Raw genomic sequence first — 17,391 nt, forward strand, 5'->3', positions numbered from 1 at the left:
CTCCTTCGCTGGAATCATGAGTAGCCTATCCATGTGGAAGATCTCTTTGGTGCCGGCGCGGACAGCGACGACGACGCCGGCAGCCAGACGGCCGATTCGAACCGTTCCGGTGATGGACGTGCAGGCACAGCGCGTCCGGCATCGCCGCGGAGTCCTCTGGCCGTCCGCATGCGGCCCCGGACACTGGACGACGTCGTGGGCCAGCAGCACTTGCTCGGCCAGGGGTCTCCGTTGCGGCAGCTTGCCGCGGGAGCGGACGCCGCCGGTCCCGCAGGTCCAAGCTCGGTCATCTTGTGGGGACCTCCGGGTACGGGCAAGACGACGCTCGCCCATGTCATTGCCCGTGGACCCGGCAGGAAGTTCGTTGAGTTGTCGGCGATCACCGCCGGCGTCAAGGATGTCCGGCTTGTCATGGAGAATGCCCTGACCGCACGGGATCTTTACCGGACAACAACCGTGCTGTTCCTCGATGAGATCCACCGGTTCAACAAAGCCCAACAGGACGCCCTGCTTCCCGGCGTCGAGAACCGCTGGGTGGTCCTGGTCGCGGCTACAACTGAAAACCCGTCCTTCTCAGTTGTTTCGCCGCTGCTGTCCCGGTCATTGTTGCTTACCCTCAAGCCGCTCACGGACGCGGATATCGAAGGGCTCCTGCAGCGGGCCGTTGCAGACGCCCGCGGCCTGGCAGGGAAAGTGGAGCTCAGCCCGGAAGCCCTCGAGCACTTGGTCCGCTTGTCCGGGGGAGATGCCCGCCGCGCGCTGACAGCGCTGGAGGCCGCCGCCGGAGTCGCCTACGGGGACCGGAACAACGACGGCGACGCCTCCGAAGAGGAGGGGCTCGCGGGTCACGGCGCCCCTGAGGCTCCGGTCGTCGTCGAACTCCGCCACACGGAGCGGGCCCTGGACGCGGCCGCTGTCCGGTACGACCGGGCAGGGGACCAGCACTACGACGTCGCCAGCGCGTTCATCAAATCGATCCGCGGCTCGGACGTCGACGCGGCCCTCCACTACCTGGCCCGCATGCTCGAAGCCGGCGAAGACCCTCGCTTCGTGGCCCGCCGGATCGTCATTTCCGCTGCCGAAGACATCGGCATGGCGGATCCCACCGCGCTTCAGACCGCCGTCGCCGCTGCCCAGGCAGTGCAGCTGATCGGCATGCCCGAAGGCCGGATCATCCTTGCTGAAGCCGTGGTGCATCTGGCGACTGCGCCAAAGTCCAATGCCGCCTACATGGGCATCAACAGAGCCATTGCCGATGTGCGCGCGGGGTTGGGGACCGGAATTCCGGCGCACTTGCGGGACGCCCATTACCAAGGAGCGAAGGGGCTTGGCCACGGCCAGGGCTATACATACGCCCACGACGCCCCGCATGGCGTGGCCACCCAGCAATACGCGCCGGATGACCTGGTGGGCAAGGACTACTATGAACCCACCGGGAACGGTGCCGAACGGGACATTGCTCCCCGACTCGAGCGGCTACGCAGGATCATCCGGGGCGAGTAGGCCTCATGGTAGGATGGATGCTTGTCTGGCAAGGCACGGACGCACATTCCATCAAAATTCACGTTTTGATGCTGTGCCCTGCGCCCCGTAGCAAAAGGCAGCGGTTGGCCGATGCTCTCCCTCATGGAGGCCAGTAACACTGACACACCGCAGATATTGGAAGGACACAAGTGGCTAACAACACTCGTGCTCGCCGTACCGCACGCCTTTCGCGTGCACTCGGCATCGCTCTGACCCCCAAGGCCGCCAAGTACATGGAGCGCCGCCCGTACGGCCCCGGTGAGCATGGCCGTGCCCGCAAGAAGCAGGACTCCGACTACGCCGTACGTCTGCGCGAAAAGCAGCGTCTGCGCGCCCAGTACGGCATCCGCGAAGCCCAGATGACCCGTGCCTTCGAAGAAGCACGTCGTACCAAGGGCCTGACCGGTGAAAACCTGATCGAACTGCTCGAAATGCGTCTTGACGCACTTGTGCTGCGCGCAGGCTTCGCGCGCACCATCGCCCAGGCTCGCCAACTGGTTGTGCACCGCCACATCCTGGTTGACGGCATTCGCGTGGACCGTCCGTCGTTCCGCGTTGCGGAGGGCCAGCTCATCCACGTTCACAGCCGCAGCGAAGTCATGGCTCCGTTCCAGGTTGCAGCAGCCGGCGCACACGTCCTGAACTCCGTTCCGGCCTACCTGGACGTCAAGATTGACGCCCTGCAGGCACGCCTGGTTCGCCGCCCGAAGCGCTCCGAGGTCCCCGTGACCTGCGAAGAGCAGCTCGTCGTCGAATTCTACGCTCGCTAAATTCCAGCGCGCATACAAAGAAGCCCGTGGCACGCGCCGCGGGCTTCTTTGTATGTAAGGTACTTGGGGAAGCCGTGCCGGGGCCGTCCGCGCGGAACCGCACGGCGCGCCCACCGCAACGCAACAAATGCTAGGAGATGAGTGTCCATGACTGGTGGCGATATTGCAGGCCTGATCGCGGCCGGAGTCTTTGCGCTCCTTGTGCTGCTGTTGGCTGTCCCGATCCTCAAACTTGGGCGGGTCTTTGACGAAGTCCGCACTTCCATCCGCTCGCTGAGCGACGGAGCGACGCCGCTGATGGATGAAGTCACGGCGACGGTCTCCACGACCAACCAGCAGCTGAAGAAGGTGGATGGCATCACCGCCAACGTTTCCGATGCCTCAGCCAATATCTCCGCGTTGTCCTCGCTGGTGGCCGCAACTGTCGGTTCACCGCTCATCAAGGTGGCCGCATTCAGCTACGGAGTGCGTTCGGCTTTTTCCAACCGCCGTAAATCGAGCAGTGGACGCCGCAGCCGCTGAACCCGTTCATAAGTCACGACCGTCGTATGTCAGGAAAACAGTGAAAAGAATCGTCTGGATGGGGATCGGCGTGGCAATCGGAATCATTGCCTTCCGCAAGATCACCGAAGCGAAGGCCAATATCGGTCCCGACGGCCTGAACCGCGCCGTAGCCCGGCTGGCTGATGGGGTGTATGACTTCGCCGACGCAGTGCGCGCCGGAATGAATGAACGGGAAGCCGACCTCCGGGCCGCGCTCGGCATCAACGAGCCCGACGCCGGCAGCCGATAGCCACCGCGGTTCGCCCAAGCGGCCGTCAACAAGGCAGAATTAGAAGCTGCGGCAATGGCAACTGCCAGGGCCGCGCACAAACTCATGTGCAGTGAATTGAGAAGGGTAAGTAATCAGCTAATGAAGTCGCAGGAGATCACCAAACGCTGGGTGGACTTTTTTGTCAGCAAGGGCCATACCGCCGTCCCCTCAGCGTCGCTCGTATCCAGCGACCCCTCCCTGCTCTTCACTGTGGCCGGCATGGTTCCCTTCATTCCTTACCTGACCGCCCGTGAGGAGCCGCCCTTCGACCGCGCCACGAGCGTCCAGAAGTGCATCCGCACCGGCGACATCGAGGAAGTGGGCAAGACCGCCCGCCACGGCACGTTCTTCCAGATGTGCGGAAACTTCTCCTTCGGGGACTACTTCAAGGAAGACGCCATCAAGTTCGCCTTCGAACTGCTCACCAAGAGCGTCGACGACGGCGGCTATGGGCTCGACGTGGAGCGTCTCTGGGTGACCGTCTACGAGGAAGACGACGAAGCCCAGGATCTCTGGCTCAAGAACACCGGCATCCCCGCCTCACGCATCCAGAGGATGGGGAAGGCTGACAACTACTGGTCCACCGGGCAGCCTGGTCCCGCTGGTCCGTGCTCGGAAATCTACTACGACCGCGGCCCGGCCTACGGCGTCGAAGGCGGTCCCATCGCGGACGAAAACCGCTATGTCGAAATCTGGAACCTCGTTTTCATGCAGTACCAGATCGAGAACGTCCGCTCGAAGGTGGACTTCGACATCGCCGGCGAGCTGCCCAAGAAGAACATCGACACCGGCCTCGGCATGGAGCGCCTCGCGATGATCCTGCAGGGCGTCGAGAACATGTACGAGACGGACCAGGTCCGGCCGGTCATCGACAAGGCCGCGGCGCTGTCCGGTAGGGAATACACCTCTGCCGAGTCCGCTGACGACCCGCACCACACGGACGATGTCCGGATGCGGGTTGTCGCCGACCACATCCGTTCGGCCCTGATGCTGATCTCCGACGGCGTGTCGCCGTCCAACGAAGGCCGTGGCTACGTCTTGCGTCGCCTCATCCGCCGGGCCGTCCGTGCCATGCGCCTCCTCGGAGTCGAAGAAGCGTGCCTCCCGCAACTGCTTCCGGCATCCCGAGACGCCATGAAGGGCGTCTACCCGGTGGTGGAGACCGACTTCGACCGCATCAGCCGCATCGCCTACGCCGAAGAAAAAGCCTTCCTGCGCACCATCGCCTCCGGAACCGCCCGCCTCGAAGAAGCCGTGGTGCTCTCCAAGGCTGCCGGCAAGCCGCTGTCCGGCGAGGACGCCTTCGCCCTGCACGACACCTACGGGTTCCCGATCGATCTCACCCTCGAAATGGCTGAAGAAGCCGGCCTGAAGGTTGACGAAGCCGAATTCCGTAGCCTCATGCTGGAACAGCGCCAGCGCGCCCAGGCAGATGCCAAGGCCAAGAAGGGTGGACACGCCGATGTCTCAGCCTTCCAGGAGCTCTTGGCCGAAGGCGCCACCGTCTTCACCGGCTACACGGAGTTGGAAGGTGAAGCCCGTGTCCGCGGCATCGTCAGCTCCGGACGGCGTGTCGCCCATGCGTCCACGGGCGATGAGATCGAGCTCGTGCTCAACGAAACGCCGTTCTACGCCGAAGCCGGCGGCCAGTCCGCTGACAAGGGCCTCATCACCGGTGACGGCTTCGTCGTCGAGGTCCTCGATGTCCAACGCCCTGTGAAGGGCCTGAGCGTCCACAAGGCGATCGTCCGCGAAGGGGAGATCTCCTCGGACGCCTTGGTACGCGCCGCCGTCGACCGCGAACGCCGCCATGCAGCAGAGCAGGCCCACACGGGCACGCACATCGTGCACGCTGCCCTGCATCAAATCCTCGGCCCGGAAGCCACCCAGCGTGGCTCTTTCAACAAGGCCGGTTACCTGCGCTTCGACTTCGCCTGGGGCGAGGGATTGAGCGCCGCCACGAAGTCCGAGATCGAAGAGGTCTCGAACATCGCCATCCGTAACAACTTCCAGGTGGACACCAAGGTCATGGGCCTCGCGGAGGCGAAGGCCCTCGGCGCCATGGCCCTTTTCGGCGAGAACTACGGCAGCGAAGTCCGCGTTGTGGAGATCGACGGCGCGTGGTCCCGTGAGCTTTGCGGCGGCACCCACGTGGCCAACACCTCCCTCATCGGCAGCCTGTCGCTGCTCGGCGAACAGTCCGTCGGTTCGGGAAACCGCCGCGTGGAGGCCTTCGTCGGCCTTGACGCCTTCCGGCACCTCGCGGCCGAGCGTGCCTTGGTCACCGAGCTCACCGAGATGCTCAAGGTCCCTTCGGGCCAGCTGGCAGACAGGATCTCCAGTACCTTGGCCAAGCTCAGGGCCACCGAAAAGGAACTCGACCGCCTACGCAAGGAGCAGCTGACCGCGGCCGCGGCCAACCTCGTTGCCACGGCACAGGACGCCGCAGGCGTCCGGGTGGTGGCGCACGACGCCGGCCAGGTCGGGGGAGCGGACGACCTCCGCAGCCTCGCCATGGATCTGCGCAACCGGCTCGGCTCGGACGCGTCCACCGTGGCCGTGGCAGGTGTCAGCAACGACCGTCCCGTCATCATCGTGGCCACCAACGAGGCCGCCCGTGACGCGGGCGTGAAGGCAGGCGCCCTGGTCCGGGTGGCGGCAGGAATCCTCGGCGGCGGTGGCGGTGGCAAGGACGATGTCGCCCAAGGCGGCGGAACCGACGCTGCGAAGATCGCACCGGCCCTTGCGGCCGTTGTGGACGCGATCGCCAAGCGCTGATCTTGGAGGCCAATGCGCGCAACGACGACTACCCCCGGGGCATCAAACTGGGGGTAGACGTCGGCACCGTCCGTGTGGGAGTTGCGATCTGCGATCCGGACGGGATCCTGGCCACGCCGTTCAAGACGGTGAGCCGGGACGCCAAGAAGAATTCCGACATCGGTGTGATTGTCCGCCAGGTCGCGGAGCTCGGTGTAGTCCAGATCTTCGTCGGGCTTCCGCGCACGATGAAGGGTGAGGAACACGCGTCTGCGATCATGGCTACCGACTACGCCGAGTTGCTGGCAGCCCACTTGCAGCGCCGTGGACTCGACGTTCCGGTCAACATGGTGGACGAGCGGCTCAGTACCGTGACAGCCCACCGCAATCTCCATGAAGCTGGCATGAGCAGCAAGGATCATCGTAAAGTGGTGGATCAGGTTGCCGCTGCCGGAATTCTGCAGCACGCGATCGACATGCAAAAAGCCAGAGGTGCAGATGTGGGCAGGCGCGTGCAAGCGCCGGCGCCACCCCAACACATTGACGGTGCCAATGCGCCGCTGCCGGCCTCCGGCATTGATCCACACTCTCCAACGAGGGGAAGACAATTGTGAGCCCGGTCAACAACGACCCCTCCAACGACGCATCAGAAGGCCGCACCCGGCCGCTTACTCGTCGTGAAATCCGCGCCAGGGAACGCTTCCTGGAGACTCAGAACCAGGAGGTGTTGCCACCGCCTGTGCCTGTCCACTTTGAACCTATCGCCGTACCGAAGCCGCAGCCCGCGTATGTTCCGCACTACGCGCCGGCGGCCACTGAAACGCCGCCCCACGCCCCGGACCTCCACGATGACAGCATTCGCGGCGAAACCGGGCCGGCCGGGGACTTTCTTCCGCAGTCCGATGTGGTTCAACCGGAGGAAACCGTGGAACAACACGAGGCTTCACATGAAGACGCAGTGCTTCAGGACGCCGTCCACCAGGACACTGTGTTCCCTGACGTCCCTCACCAGGACACCGTGCACCTCGACACTGTGCACCCTGACGTCGCGCTTCCCCACGATGCCGAGAACTACGACGCCGTTCCGATCTACGGCGCCGCACACGGCGACGAGTTCCACGAAGTGCATGCACATGACGAAGGTTATGAGCACCACGATCCCCACTTCGACTACGAAGTCCATGACGAGCACGATGCACATGAACTCATCCCGGCTGTGACTCCGGTGGCACAGGTTCCGTCGAAGAAAGTCCGGCGCCGTCGTCGCCTTCTCGCACTCCTTCTGACCCTCACGGTGTTCGTCGCCGCTGTTGCGGTCGGGGCTCAGTTCCTGAAGCCGTTGCTCGGCATGGACAAGGTCAGTGACTACCCCGGCCCGGGCACAGGTTCCGTCACGGTCACGGTTGCCCCGGGATCCGGCCCCAAACTGGTCGCCACCAACCTCCAGAACCAGCACGTCATTGCCAACGCAGACACGTTCCTGGCCGCATTCACGGCGGCCGGGGGTGAACTCTCACCGGGCGATTTCACGTTCCGCACCGAAATGAAGAACTCCGATGCCGTGAACGTCCTCCTCAACAAGGACGCCTCCAAGGTGATGTACTTCGCGCTCAGTGCGGGGCTCAGAATCGGGGAGTCGCTCGATGCCATCTCCAAGGGGTCAGGCATCCCTGTGTCCGAGTTGAAGGCCCTCAGCGACTCGCCAGCCCAGTTTGGCGTCCCGGCCCCCGCGAAGAACCTGGAAGGCTTCCTGGCGCCGGGGGAGTACCGTTTCCCGCTTGGGACCCCAGCCAAGGACATCCTCCAGAAGCTCGTCACTGGCACCACCGACGAGCTCAAGGCGCAGGGCGTCACAGATCCAACCAAGCAGTACCAGACCATCACCGTCGCCAGCATTGTGCAGGCTGAAGGTGGTCAGGCTGACTACGGCAACGTTGCGGGTGCCATCTACAACAGGCTCAAGCCTGGCAATACGGAGACGAATGGGCTCATCCAGTCGGACGCCACTGTCACCTATGGCCTCGGTACCAAGACCTTCCACTTGACCGATGCCCAGAAGGCTGACAAGAGCAACCCGTACAACACCTATGCCAACGTGGGCCTGCCGGTTGGCCCGATCGGCTCGCCCGGCAAGACGGCGATCGACGCTGCCGCGAAGCCAACAGCCAACAATTACCTCTATTGGGTGACCATCAACCTCGATACCAAGGAGACGAAGTTCTCCAGCACGTTGGCGGAACACAGCAAGTACGTTGAACAGTACAACGCGTGGTGTGCCGCCAACGCGGGACGGTGCGTGTGAGTAGACGTGCTGCCGTCCTGGGGCACCCCATCGGTCACTCGAAGTCACCTGCACTCCACCGCGCGGCCTACGCGAAGCTTGGGCTCGACATCGACTACTCAGCCATCGACGTCACCGTTGAGCGGCTGCCAGCCTTCATGGCGGCCCTTGAAGCCGGGGACAATTGGTGCGGCTTGTCCGTGACCATGCCCCTCAAGACCGCCATGATCAACGAGGTCGACGAGGTCCGTGGGGCCGGTGCACACCTGGGCGTCATCAACACGGTCGCGTTTGAAGCCACTGAGCACGGTGTGCGGCGGGTTGGCCACAACACGGATGTGGCTGGCATCGTTGACGCCGTCAGGAATGCCGGGGTCAGGGAGCGGCCGAATTCCGCGATTCTTGGCGGTGGCGGAACGTCGGCGGCGGCCATCGCTGCGCTCCACGAGCTGGGTTCAAAACACGTTGACGTCTATGTGCGCGACGCCGGACGGGCAGCCGAAGCGAAAGCCGCCGCTGCCGCCGTCGGACTCGCCGTTCAACTCCGGTCGATGGCCGAGGCGGCTGAAGGCATCGCCGATGCCGATCTGGTGATTTCCACCCTTCCGCCGCGGGCGGCGGACAGCATTGCCACGCAGCTTGACGGGCTCCCCGCCGGCAAGCTTCCCGAAGGTGTCTTGGGTGTGCTGCTCGACGTCGCCTACGATCCATGGCCCAGCCGGATTGCCGAAGTATGGCATTCACGCGGTGGCGTGGTGGTACACGGGCTGGAAATGCTGCTCTATCAAGCCGTGGAGCAAATCCGTTTGTTTTCCGGCGCTGAGGTCACCGCCGATGTCATAGATGTGATGTGCGACTCAGTCGGGCTACCCCGGCGGGTCTACTAGGAGCCTTACATGGCAGGATTGGATGTATGTTGCGTTGGTTGACTGCCGGTGAATCCCATGGCCCGGCATTGCTCGGAATTGTTGAAGGCGTCCCCGCCGGTGTGGAACTCACCAGCGAGGAGATTCGTGACGCTTTGGCGCGCCGCCGCCTCGGCTATGGTCGAGGCGCCCGTATGAAGTTCGAGCAGGACGAAGTGAACATCCTTGGCGGCGTCAGGCACGGCGTCACGCAGGGTGGACCCGTAGCCATCCAGATCGGCAATACCGAATGGCCCAAGTGGGAGCAGATCATGTCTGCAGACCCGGTGGATCCCGCCCTTCTTGCCGACCAAGCCCGCAACGCACCCCTGACCCGCCCCCGGCCCGGCCACGCAGACTTCACGGGCATGCAGAAGTACGGCTTCGCCGAAGCGCGCCCGGTTCTTGAACGCGCCAGCGCCCGGGAAACCGCTACCCGTGTTGCCCTTGGCACAGTCGCTTCCCAATTCCTGAAGCAGCTCGGCATCGAACTCGTTAGCCACACGGTTTCCATCGCGAGCGTCGCTGTTCCCGAAGGTCGGCCGCTGCCTGTGCCGTCCGATGTCCTGGCCCTCGACGCCGACCCCTTGCGTTGCTTCGACCGCGAGACCTCGGACGCCATGGTGGCCGAGGTCGACGCAGCCCACAAGGAAGGCGAGACTCTCGGCGGTGTTGTCGAGGTCCTGGCCTACGGCCTTCCGCCGGGACTCGGCAGCTACGTGCACTGGGACCGTCGCCTCGACTCCCGCCTGGCCGCGGCCCTGATGGGCATCCAGGCCATCAAGGGCGTTGAAGTCGGCGATGGCTTCCTCACCGCCGCCCGCCGGGGCTCTGCTGCGCATGACGAAATCGTCAAGGACGAGTCCGGCCGCATCGTGCGGAAGACCAACCGGGCAGGTGGCATTGAAGGCGGCATGAGCATCGGCGAAGTCCTGCGAGTCCGCGCCGCCATGAAGCCCATCGCAACCGTCCCCCGCGCACTGAAGACCATTGACGTCAGCACCGGCGAAGCCGCCAAGGCCCACCACCAGCGCTCCGATGTCTGTGCCGTCCCGGCTGCAGGTGTCGTCGCCGAGGCCATGGTTGCCCTGGTTCTGGCCGAAGCTGTCGCTGAGAAGTTCGGCGGTGACTCCGTCGCTGAAACCGCACGAAACCTTCGGGGTTACCTGGACAGCATTCCGGCAAACCTGGACTCGGTCGGCCACTAGTGGTCCGCAGTACCTCGGGCGCCCGTCACGGGCCTGCGATTGCTTTAGTTGGACCGATGGCCGTCGGTAAGTCAGTCATTGGCCACCAGCTCGCCCAGCAATTGGGCGTGCCGTTTGTGGACACGGACGTCGTCATTGTTGAGCACCATGGGACCATCGCGGATATTTTCGCCGGTCGCGGAGAGCATGCCTTCCGGGAGATCGAGGCCAGGACTGTCGCGCGTGCTGTCGAAGCCGCGAACATCAGCGGCGGGATTGTTTCACTCGGAGGCGGCGCGGTGCTGGATTCAGGCACGCAACAGCTCCTGGGCGATTGCACTGTGGTCTATCTCGAATGCGATGCCGAGACGGTTGCCGAGCGCATCGCCCGCAACACCGGCCGGCCGCTCCTGGCGGGCGACGCCATGGCGCGTTGGGAAGCCTTGTTTGCTGCCAGGCGTCCCGTCTATGAACGCTTGGCAGACGTCACCGTCGACGTACGGTCCGGAACCGTGGCGGAAATCGCCCTCCACGTGGAGGAAAGACTGCGTGAATACGCGGCCTTGAAAGAGGAAGTGCAAAAGTGAGCAACGAAGCAACTGTCATCAAGGTCACCGGCCAGTCCGCGAACGAAAACTACGACGTCGTCGTCGGACGCGGCCTTTTGGAGACCCTTCCCGCGAAGCTGGGGCAGCGCGTCAAGCGTGTGCTTGTGGTTCACCCGCGCGCCCTGCGGCTCACGGGCGACACGGTGCGCGCGGAGCTCGAGGCGGCGGGATTCACCGCTGTCACGGCTGAGATCCCCGACGCCGAAGAGGGTAAGCACATCCAGGTTGCGGCCTTCTGCTGGCAGGTACTTGGCCAGAACGACTTCACCCGCTCCGATGCGATCGTTGCAGTGGGCGGCGGCGCTGTCACCGACCTCGCCGGGTTTGTCGCGGCAACCTGGTTGCGCGGCGTCAAGGTCATCCACATGCCTACGAGCCTCCTCGGCATGGTGGACGCGTCTGTGGGTGGCAAGACCGGCATCAACACGGCGGAGGGCAAGAACCTGGTGGGGTCCTTCCACCCGCCCGCGGCCGTCCTCGCTGACCTGGACACGCTCCAGACACTGCCGAAGAACGAGCTGATTTCCGGAATGGCCGAGGTCATCAAGTGCGGCTTCATCGCAGATCCCGCCATCCTGGACCTCGTCGAAAACAAGCCGGAGGAAGTCACGGACCCGGGCTCGGCCGTGCTCCGCGAACTCATCGAACGTGCCATCGCGGTCAAAGCGAAAGTTGTTTCCGAAGACCTGAAGGAATCGGGCCTGCGCGAGATCCTCAACTACGGCCACACCCTGGGCCACGCGATCGAACTCGTGGAACGCTACTCATGGCGTCATGGCGCGGCAGTTTCGGTCGGCATGATGTTCGCCGCCGAGCTTGCCCGCAGCGTCGGGCGGCTTTCCGACGTCGACGCCGACCGGCACCGCACGATCCTTGAGGGGCTCGGGCTGCCGGTCACTTACCGCCGGGACCGCTGGCAGGGCCTGCTTGATGGCATGCGCCGCGACAAGAAGTCCCGCGGCGACCTCTTGCGGTTTGTGGTGCTCGACGGCGTCGCGAAGCCCGGAATCCTCGACGTTCCCGACACCTCGCTGCTTTTCGCTGCCTACCAGGAGATCGCATCATGACGACTGAAACGTTCAGCAGCGTCGGCGACTGGCCTACCGGCGGGTTCCCTGGAGTGCGCACCAACCCGGACACGCTCCTGCCGCATATCGTCAACGAGGAAGCCATGCAGTCCGCGTTGGCTGAGTCCACCGACCCCGCTGACCGCATCATGGCACTCATGCTTGAAGGCCACCCCGGCGAAGCCGCCGAGCTGCTGGCCGAGGCCCGCTACAAGGATCCCGAGTCCTTCAAACTCAGGATCTTCGAGGCCGAACTGCACCGTGCCACCAACCGCTTCGACCGCGCTGTGGAGCTCTTCCGCCAATTGCTCGGAGAAGTCCAGGGAACAGCCAAGGAACCGATCGTCCACCAATATTTGGGGCGGGCCCATTTTGTGGCCGGAAATCCCGTCGCCGCAGCGGAATCGTTCACCAAGGCCCTAGACCTGCGCGTTGCCTTGGCAGCCGATGCTTCCCTGATTTACTCCTCCGCTGTCGCCCTGCAGCGTGCCCGGAACGCCCTCGAACTTGCCTCCTGAACGGGGGCGCTCCCTGGACCGGTTCGCCTGTTGAACAGCGGGAGCGCCAGGCGGTGCGCAATTTGCCGGTAGAATGGTCTTTGGATTTTTGATAAATACGCGCTGGCGGCCGTCAAGGCACGCCTGCTTGGCATAGTCGGCTGGAAGCCAGAAGGCGTAGCTAGAACCAGTGAGAGAAACCAGAGGATATTAGTGGCAACCACAAATGACATCAAGAACGGTACCGTGCTGAAGCTCGAGGGCCAGCTCTGGAACATCATTGAGTTCCAGCACGTCAAGCCGGGCAAGGGCGGCGCGTTCGTGCGCACCAAGATGCGCAACGTCATGTCTGGGAAGGTGGTGGACAAGACCTTCAACGCCGGCCTCAAGATTGAAACCGCCACCGTTGACCGTCGCGACTACCAGTATCTGTACCAGGACGGCGCAGACTTCGTGTTCATGGACACCCAGGACTTCGACCAGATCACGGTTTCCGGTGCCACGGTGGGCGACGCCACCAACTTCATGCTGGAAAACCAGATGGTTAACATCGCCATCCACGAGGGCACCCCGCTCTACATCGAGCTGCCCCCGAGCGTCGTTCTCGAAATCACCTACACCGAGCCGGGCCTGCAGGGCGACCGCTCCTCCGCTGGAACCAAGCCAGCCACCCTTGAAACCGGCTATGAGATCCAGGTGCCCCTGTTCGTTGAGAACAACACCAAGGTCAAGGTCGACACCCGCGACGGCAGCTACCTGGGCCGGGTCAACGACTAGTGAGTGCCCGTGGCAAGGCCCGTAACAGGGCCCTCGAAGTACTGTTCGAGGCGGAGCAGCGTTCCGCTTCCGCTTTTGAGGTCTTGAAGGCCCGCCGGGAAATGACCGACCTCGTAGTCAACCCGTACACGACCGACATCGTGGAGGGTGTGGTTGCCATGCAGCCGACCATCGACGAATTCCTTCAGACCTACGCCCAGGGCTGGACCCTTGAGCGCATGCCCGCGGTTGACCGCATCATTCTGCGTATCGGCGCCTGGGAACTCCTCTACAACGACGACGTCCCGGACGGCGTGGCGGTCAGCGAGGCAGTTGCGCTGGCCAAAGTGATGTCTACCGATGAATCGCCTGCGTTCATCAACGGCCTCCTGGGACGTTTGCAGAAGCTGAAGCCTTCCCTGCTCGCCTAGGCAGGGACGGTAATAGTCGCCAAAACCCCGGCTGGGATTCCAGCCGGGGTTTTGTTTTGCGGGGCCACGGAGATTCACGATGCTCCGTCAGTACTGGTCGACTTTGGGCTGCTCACTTGTTGTCCCCGACTTACCAAGCGTGTCTTTGTAGATCTTCTTCCAGATGGCGCCGCCATCAGTAAGCATATTTCCGATGAATGTCCGCAGTGCCTTGTCGCCCTTCGGAATGCCCACGCCGTACTTTTCGGTAGTGAACGGCTGACCGACCACCTTCAGATGGTCCGGGTCCTGGGCGGTGTAGCCCATCAGGACTGCTTGGTCGGTGGTAACTGCGTCCACCTGCCCGGCCTTGAGCGACTCGACGCATTTGGCGTAGGTGTCAAGCTCAGTCGTTTGGGCCGCCGGGAAGTTGGCCTGGATGTACTTTATCGAGTCCACCCCGGTGGCGGAGCAAACGTTCTTTCCCGCAAGGTCCTTTTCGCTCCCTATGGATGCGTTGTCCTTCCTCACCATCAGGCCCTGGCCCGTGACTAGGTAAGGGCCGGCGAAGTCGATCACCTTCTTGCGGTGGTCTGTGATCGGGTAACTGCCCACATAGTAGTCAATGGCTCCGGTGGTGATAGCGGATTCACGGGTACCCGAGAGAATCGGCGTGAACTCGATCTTGTCTTTGTCGTAACCCAGCGATGCGGCGATCCACGTGGCGATCTGAATGTCGAAACCGCTGTATTCACCGGTCGTTGAGTCTTTGAAGCCCAGGCCTGGCTGATCCTGCTTGACGCCGATTCGGACTTTGCCGGTGGACCTGATCTTGTCAAATGTCGGGCTGCCAGTCAGGGCAACATCTTTCGCGACGGTGATCGCGGTGGGTGCAGGGCTTGCGGGCGCTGTGCCCGTCGCGGGTCCAGTACTGCCGCAAGCACTGAGGGCCAGAGCCGACGCCACGCAGATCCCAGCCACTCTCAACCGCGTGCGTGCAAAGATCGCCATCATGATGCTCCTTTTATCATGCTCCGCATTGGCGAGGCCCTCGCGTTGACGGTGGCGAAACTCGACTTCAGCCAAGTCATTCCCAGACGCATCCCTGCGATGCTTTGCCGACCTCAACGGCCCCCATTCTGTGAGAATACGGCCGCTGAACAACTTCTAGCTTGAGTGCCAGCCACTCGTTTGAGCGCCGCTCCGGTCCCCTCCAATCGGGTAACCACTTGGAAGGATTCGGGTCAGGCCGCCTAGCCGTCATCGATCGAACGGGTGTCTCGGGTATAGCCGGATTCGCACACCGCGCATATCATCAGGGGATGCGAGGCAAGAGCACGCACCGTTTTGTTGTCGCCAGTCTTCTCACGCTGATGCTGACGACCGGATGCGAGCCCCACGGTCCTTCAGCCGGCCCCTCGGGTTCGGGATCAGCCTCGGCGTCAATCCCCGACGTCGGTCGATCAGGTTCGGCGTCAGCGTCAGCGCCGGCGCCCCGCCAATCGAACGGCACTGTCGCTGCCGGTGCCGGTGGTTTCGATCACGTCGTCATAATCGTTGAGGAGAACAAACCCGCCTCGGACATCCTCGGTAAGGGTGCTGCTCCCTACATCAACAAGCTTGCCGGCGAATCGGCCCTGGCCAATAACTATCAGGCCCTCGCCCATCCGAGCTTGCCCAATTACCTTGCCCTGACGAGCGGCACCACCGCCGGAATAACGGACGACTGCAGTCCCGGTGGTAACTGCACAGCGGCCGTCCCCAGCATCGTTGACCGGATTGAGCAATCGGGCCGGAGCTGGAAAATGTACGCCGAGGGCATGCCGACCCCTTGTGCGGCCAGTAACTCGGGCAAATACGCAGTGAGGCACAATCCTTTCATGTACTACCCGGGCGTCACCGGCGACAGGAACAATTGCGCGGCGCACGTAGTGCCCTTCACCCGGTTCACCGCGGATCTGGCCTCCGCTTCCACCCTTCCGAACTATGTGTTCATCAGCCCGAACCTATGCAACGACATGCACGACTGCCCGGTGGACACCGGCGATGCGTGGCTTGCACAGCAGGTTCCCCGGATCCTTGCTTCACCCGCGTTCGTGACGCAGAAGTCCCTCCTGGTGATCACATGGGATGAAGGCAGCGACGAAAGCAATGCGGTAGGGGCGATTTTCGCCGGACCGGCCGCAAGGAAGGGCTACCAGTCCGGGGCCCCGTATAGCCACTACTCCCTCTTGCACACGATCGAAGCCTCCTGGGGACTCGCGCCGTTGACCAACAACGACCAAAGCGCACCCGTCATGGACGATCTATTGAACTGACGCGGTGTCATGGACGAGGCCGGGGATTGTGGCCGGCAGGAGAGTAAGGGAGTTCAAGGGAGAAGGCACGCCCAGCGCACGGTAGTCCCAGCCGGCCGCCCGGTAGGCCTTTGGATCAAGGACGTGCCTTCCATCGACGATATTTCGCCGCGCGACGAGTTGGCCGAGCCTGACGGGGTCGGCTTCCTGGAATATCGCCCATTCGGTGAGGAGCGCCACGACCTCCGCGCCGGTCACCGCTTCTTCGAGGCTGGCTGCGTAGCTTAGTTCCGGGTACTTCCTCCGGGCGTTGTCCATTGCCTGGGGGTCGAAGACGGTGACCCGGGCGCCGGCTGCGTGGAGCATCCGTGCGACGTCCAGGGCAGGGGCGTCCCGGATGTCGTCGGAGTCCGGTTTGAACGCCGCGCCGAGCACGGTGACTTTGACGTCGTCGAGGTTTCCGTAAGCGAGATCAGATATGAGGTCAACGGTCCGCTGCCTGCGGCGTCGATTGATGTGGTCGACTTCGTGCAAGAAGCTCACGGCCTGTCCGACGCCCAATTCACGCGCCCGGTAGGCGAATGCCCTGATGTCCTTGGGCAGGCACCCTCCGCCAAAACCCAATCCGGGCTTGAGGAACTGCCCGCCGATCCGGGTGTCGTAGGCGAGCGCGCTCGCCAGGTGATTGACGTCGGCGCCGGTGGCTTCACAGATTTCCGCCATTGCGTTGATGTAGGAGATTTTGGTGGCAAGGAATGAGTTTGCAGCGGCTTTGACGAGTTCGGCGGTTGCCAGGTCGGTGGCAACCACCGGGGTGCCGGCTTCAATCAGGGGCAGGTAGCAATTGGACAGCTGCGCGAGGGCCCAGTCACTGGCAGTTCCGAAGACAAGGCGGTTGGGTCTGAGCGTGTCTTCGACGGCGTGCCCCTCCCGCAGGAATTCCGGGTTCCAAGCGAGTTCCACTGCGTTGCCTCCGGGCGACAACGAACGTACCAGGGACGCCAGTCGTGCCGCCGTGCCGATGGGCACCGTGGACTTCCCGACGATCAGGCACCTCCGACGCAGATGTTGGCTAAGCCGGCGAACAGCGGCGTGCACGAAGTGCAGATCAGCTGCGTCTGAGTCGGGCGCCTGTGGTGTGCCAACGCAGATGAAATGAAGGTCCGCTGGCCCCGCCGCGGAGAAATCGGTGGTGAACTTCAGCCGTCCGGTTGCCAGGGCCTGGCAGAGGAGTTCGCTCAGCCCGGGTTCGAAGAATGGTAGCAGCCCTCGGGAGAGAGCGTCGATCTTGCTCTCGTCCACGTCTATGCCGATGACGTCATGGCCCAGGATGGCCATGCAGACTGCGTGGGTTGCGCCCAGATAGCCGGTGCCGATGACGGACACGGTAAGGTTCGAGGCCCGCGTAGGCGGCACGAGGACACCAATCTGCGGTTGGGTGCCGATGGTTTCCATAAGTGTCTCCTTCGTGTCCGTGGCTTGACGTCTGATTCCAGGTGGTGGCTGTGAAGCGGCTGA

Annotated in this window: 17 protein-coding genes; 15 read left to right on the forward strand and 2 right to left on the reverse strand. The window is 63.4% G+C overall.

Translation table 11 applies throughout. The features are described from left to right. The first annotated feature begins 33 nt into the window (after positions 1 to 33). From LFT43_RS10360 to nusB, 14 genes are all read left to right on the forward strand, one after another. The gene (locus tag LFT43_RS10360; protein WP_395796495.1) at positions 34 to 1,503 is read left to right on the forward strand and encodes a replication-associated recombination protein A; all 1,470 of its coding nucleotides are present in this window, start codon (positions 34 to 36) and stop codon (positions 1,501 to 1,503) included. A 170-nt stretch (positions 1,504 to 1,673) separates the two neighbouring features. Beyond that, entirely contained in the window at positions 1,674 to 2,294 is a 621-nt protein-coding gene (gene rpsD / locus LFT43_RS10365) for a 30S ribosomal protein S4 (RefSeq protein WP_078108983.1), read from the forward strand. A gap of 147 nt (positions 2,295 to 2,441) precedes the next feature. Further along, positions 2,442 to 2,816, forward strand: coding sequence for a DUF948 domain-containing protein (locus tag LFT43_RS10370; RefSeq protein WP_395796498.1), 375 nt, complete (start codon positions 2,442 to 2,444; stop codon positions 2,814 to 2,816). Positions 2,817 to 2,874: 58 nt separating this feature from the next. Then, entirely contained in the window at positions 2,875 to 3,087 is a 213-nt protein-coding gene (locus LFT43_RS10375; protein ID WP_395803002.1) for a hypothetical protein, read from the forward strand. A gap of 120 nt (positions 3,088 to 3,207) precedes the next feature. Beyond that, a complete protein-coding gene (gene alaS, locus LFT43_RS10380) occupies positions 3,208 to 5,886 on the forward strand; it encodes an alanine--tRNA ligase (RefSeq protein WP_395796500.1) in 2,679 nt (892 codons plus the stop codon). A 2-nt stretch (positions 5,887 to 5,888) separates the two neighbouring features. Then, on the forward strand, positions 5,889 to 6,479 hold the full coding sequence (gene ruvX, locus LFT43_RS10385; protein WP_395796502.1) for a Holliday junction resolvase RuvX: 591 nt from the start codon (positions 5,889 to 5,891) through the stop codon (positions 6,477 to 6,479). A 110-nt stretch (positions 6,480 to 6,589) separates the two neighbouring features. Next, positions 6,590 to 8,167: an endolytic transglycosylase MltG gene (mltG, locus tag LFT43_RS10390; protein ID WP_395803004.1), complete on the forward strand. Its 1,578-nt coding sequence runs from the start codon at positions 6,590 to 6,592 to the stop codon at positions 8,165 to 8,167. After that, a complete protein-coding gene (locus LFT43_RS10395; protein ID WP_395796504.1) occupies positions 8,164 to 9,033 on the forward strand; it encodes a shikimate dehydrogenase in 870 nt (289 codons plus the stop codon). Before mltG ends, LFT43_RS10395 begins: the two co-directional genes overlap by 4 nt. 26 nt (positions 9,034 to 9,059) lie before the next feature. Then, positions 9,060 to 10,259, forward strand: a complete 1,200-nt coding sequence (gene aroC, locus LFT43_RS10400) for a chorismate synthase (protein WP_395796506.1) — start codon at positions 9,060 to 9,062, stop codon at positions 10,257 to 10,259. Between the two features lie 56 nt (positions 10,260 to 10,315). Next, entirely contained in the window at positions 10,316 to 10,825 is a 510-nt protein-coding gene (locus LFT43_RS10405; RefSeq protein WP_395796508.1) for a shikimate kinase, read from the forward strand. Beyond that, positions 10,822 to 11,913, forward strand: a complete 1,092-nt coding sequence (gene aroB, locus LFT43_RS10410) for a 3-dehydroquinate synthase (protein WP_395796510.1) — start codon at positions 10,822 to 10,824, stop codon at positions 11,911 to 11,913. Before LFT43_RS10405 ends, aroB begins: the two co-directional genes overlap by 4 nt. Continuing rightward, positions 11,910 to 12,431, forward strand: a complete 522-nt coding sequence (locus LFT43_RS10415) for a tetratricopeptide repeat protein (RefSeq protein ID WP_395796512.1) — start codon at positions 11,910 to 11,912, stop codon at positions 12,429 to 12,431. The genes aroB and LFT43_RS10415 overlap by 4 nt, the downstream gene beginning before the upstream one ends. A 192-nt stretch (positions 12,432 to 12,623) precedes the next feature. Beyond that, entirely contained in the window at positions 12,624 to 13,187 is a 564-nt protein-coding gene (efp, locus tag LFT43_RS10420) for an elongation factor P (RefSeq protein WP_028267136.1), read from the forward strand. Continuing rightward, positions 13,187 to 13,597 (forward strand): transcription antitermination factor NusB, encoded by a 411-nt coding sequence (gene nusB, locus LFT43_RS10425; RefSeq protein ID WP_184735037.1) that lies wholly within the window; start codon positions 13,187 to 13,189, stop codon positions 13,595 to 13,597. The genes efp and nusB overlap by 1 nt, the downstream gene beginning before the upstream one ends. 87 nt (positions 13,598 to 13,684) lie before the next feature. Here the strand turns inward: nusB and LFT43_RS10430 are convergent, their stop codons facing one another. After that, a complete protein-coding gene (locus LFT43_RS10430) occupies positions 13,685 to 14,590 on the reverse strand; it encodes a transporter substrate-binding domain-containing protein (protein ID WP_395796515.1) in 906 nt (301 codons plus the stop codon). A gap of 308 nt (positions 14,591 to 14,898) precedes the next feature. Between LFT43_RS10430 and LFT43_RS10435 the strand changes: the two genes are divergently transcribed. After that, the gene (locus tag LFT43_RS10435) at positions 14,899 to 15,894 is read left to right on the forward strand and encodes an alkaline phosphatase family protein (protein WP_395796517.1); all 996 of its coding nucleotides are present in this window, start codon (positions 14,899 to 14,901) and stop codon (positions 15,892 to 15,894) included. On the opposite strand, the gene LFT43_RS10440 is transcribed toward LFT43_RS10435, so the two are convergent. Beyond that, on the reverse strand, positions 15,883 to 17,328 hold the full coding sequence (locus tag LFT43_RS10440) for a UDP-glucose dehydrogenase family protein (protein ID WP_395796519.1): 1,446 nt from the start codon (positions 17,326 to 17,328) through the stop codon (positions 15,883 to 15,885). The two genes, LFT43_RS10435 and LFT43_RS10440, sit on opposite strands and share 12 nt — an antisense overlap. Positions 17,329 to 17,391: the final 63 nt, after the last annotated feature.

It is taken from the genome of Arthrobacter sp. FW306-04-A (assembly GCF_044358315.1).
In the GTDB taxonomy this organism is placed as follows: Bacteria; Actinomycetota; Actinomycetes; order Actinomycetales; family Micrococcaceae; genus Arthrobacter.

What these genes read in the sequence shown, in the direction of transcription:
- LFT43_RS10370 (WP_395796498.1), top strand. Translation starts at nt 2,442, where the DNA reads ATGACTGGTGGCGATATTGCAGGCCTGATCGCGGCCGGAGTCTTTGCG.
- LFT43_RS10375 (WP_395803002.1), top strand. Translation starts at nt 2,875, where the DNA reads ATGGGGATCGGCGTGGCAATCGGAATCATTGCCTTCCGCAAGATCACC.
- alaS (WP_395796500.1), top strand. Translation starts at nt 3,208, where the DNA reads ATGAAGTCGCAGGAGATCACCAAACGCTGGGTGGACTTTTTTGTCAGC.
- aroC (WP_395796506.1), top strand. Translation starts at nt 9,060, where the DNA reads ATGTTGCGTTGGTTGACTGCCGGTGAATCCCATGGCCCGGCATTGCTC.
- LFT43_RS10405 (WP_395796508.1), top strand. Translation starts at nt 10,316, where the DNA reads ATGGCCGTCGGTAAGTCAGTCATTGGCCACCAGCTCGCCCAGCAATTG.
- LFT43_RS10415 (WP_395796512.1), top strand. Translation starts at nt 11,910, where the DNA reads ATGACGACTGAAACGTTCAGCAGCGTCGGCGACTGGCCTACCGGCGGG.
- LFT43_RS10430 (WP_395796515.1), bottom strand. Translation starts at nt 14,590, where the DNA reads ATGATGGCGATCTTTGCACGCACGCGGTTGAGAGTGGCTGGGATCTGC.
- LFT43_RS10435 (WP_395796517.1), top strand. Translation starts at nt 14,899, where the DNA reads ATGCGAGGCAAGAGCACGCACCGTTTTGTTGTCGCCAGTCTTCTCACG.
- LFT43_RS10440 (WP_395796519.1), bottom strand. Translation starts at nt 17,328, where the DNA reads ATGGAAACCATCGGCACCCAACCGCAGATTGGTGTCCTCGTGCCGCCT.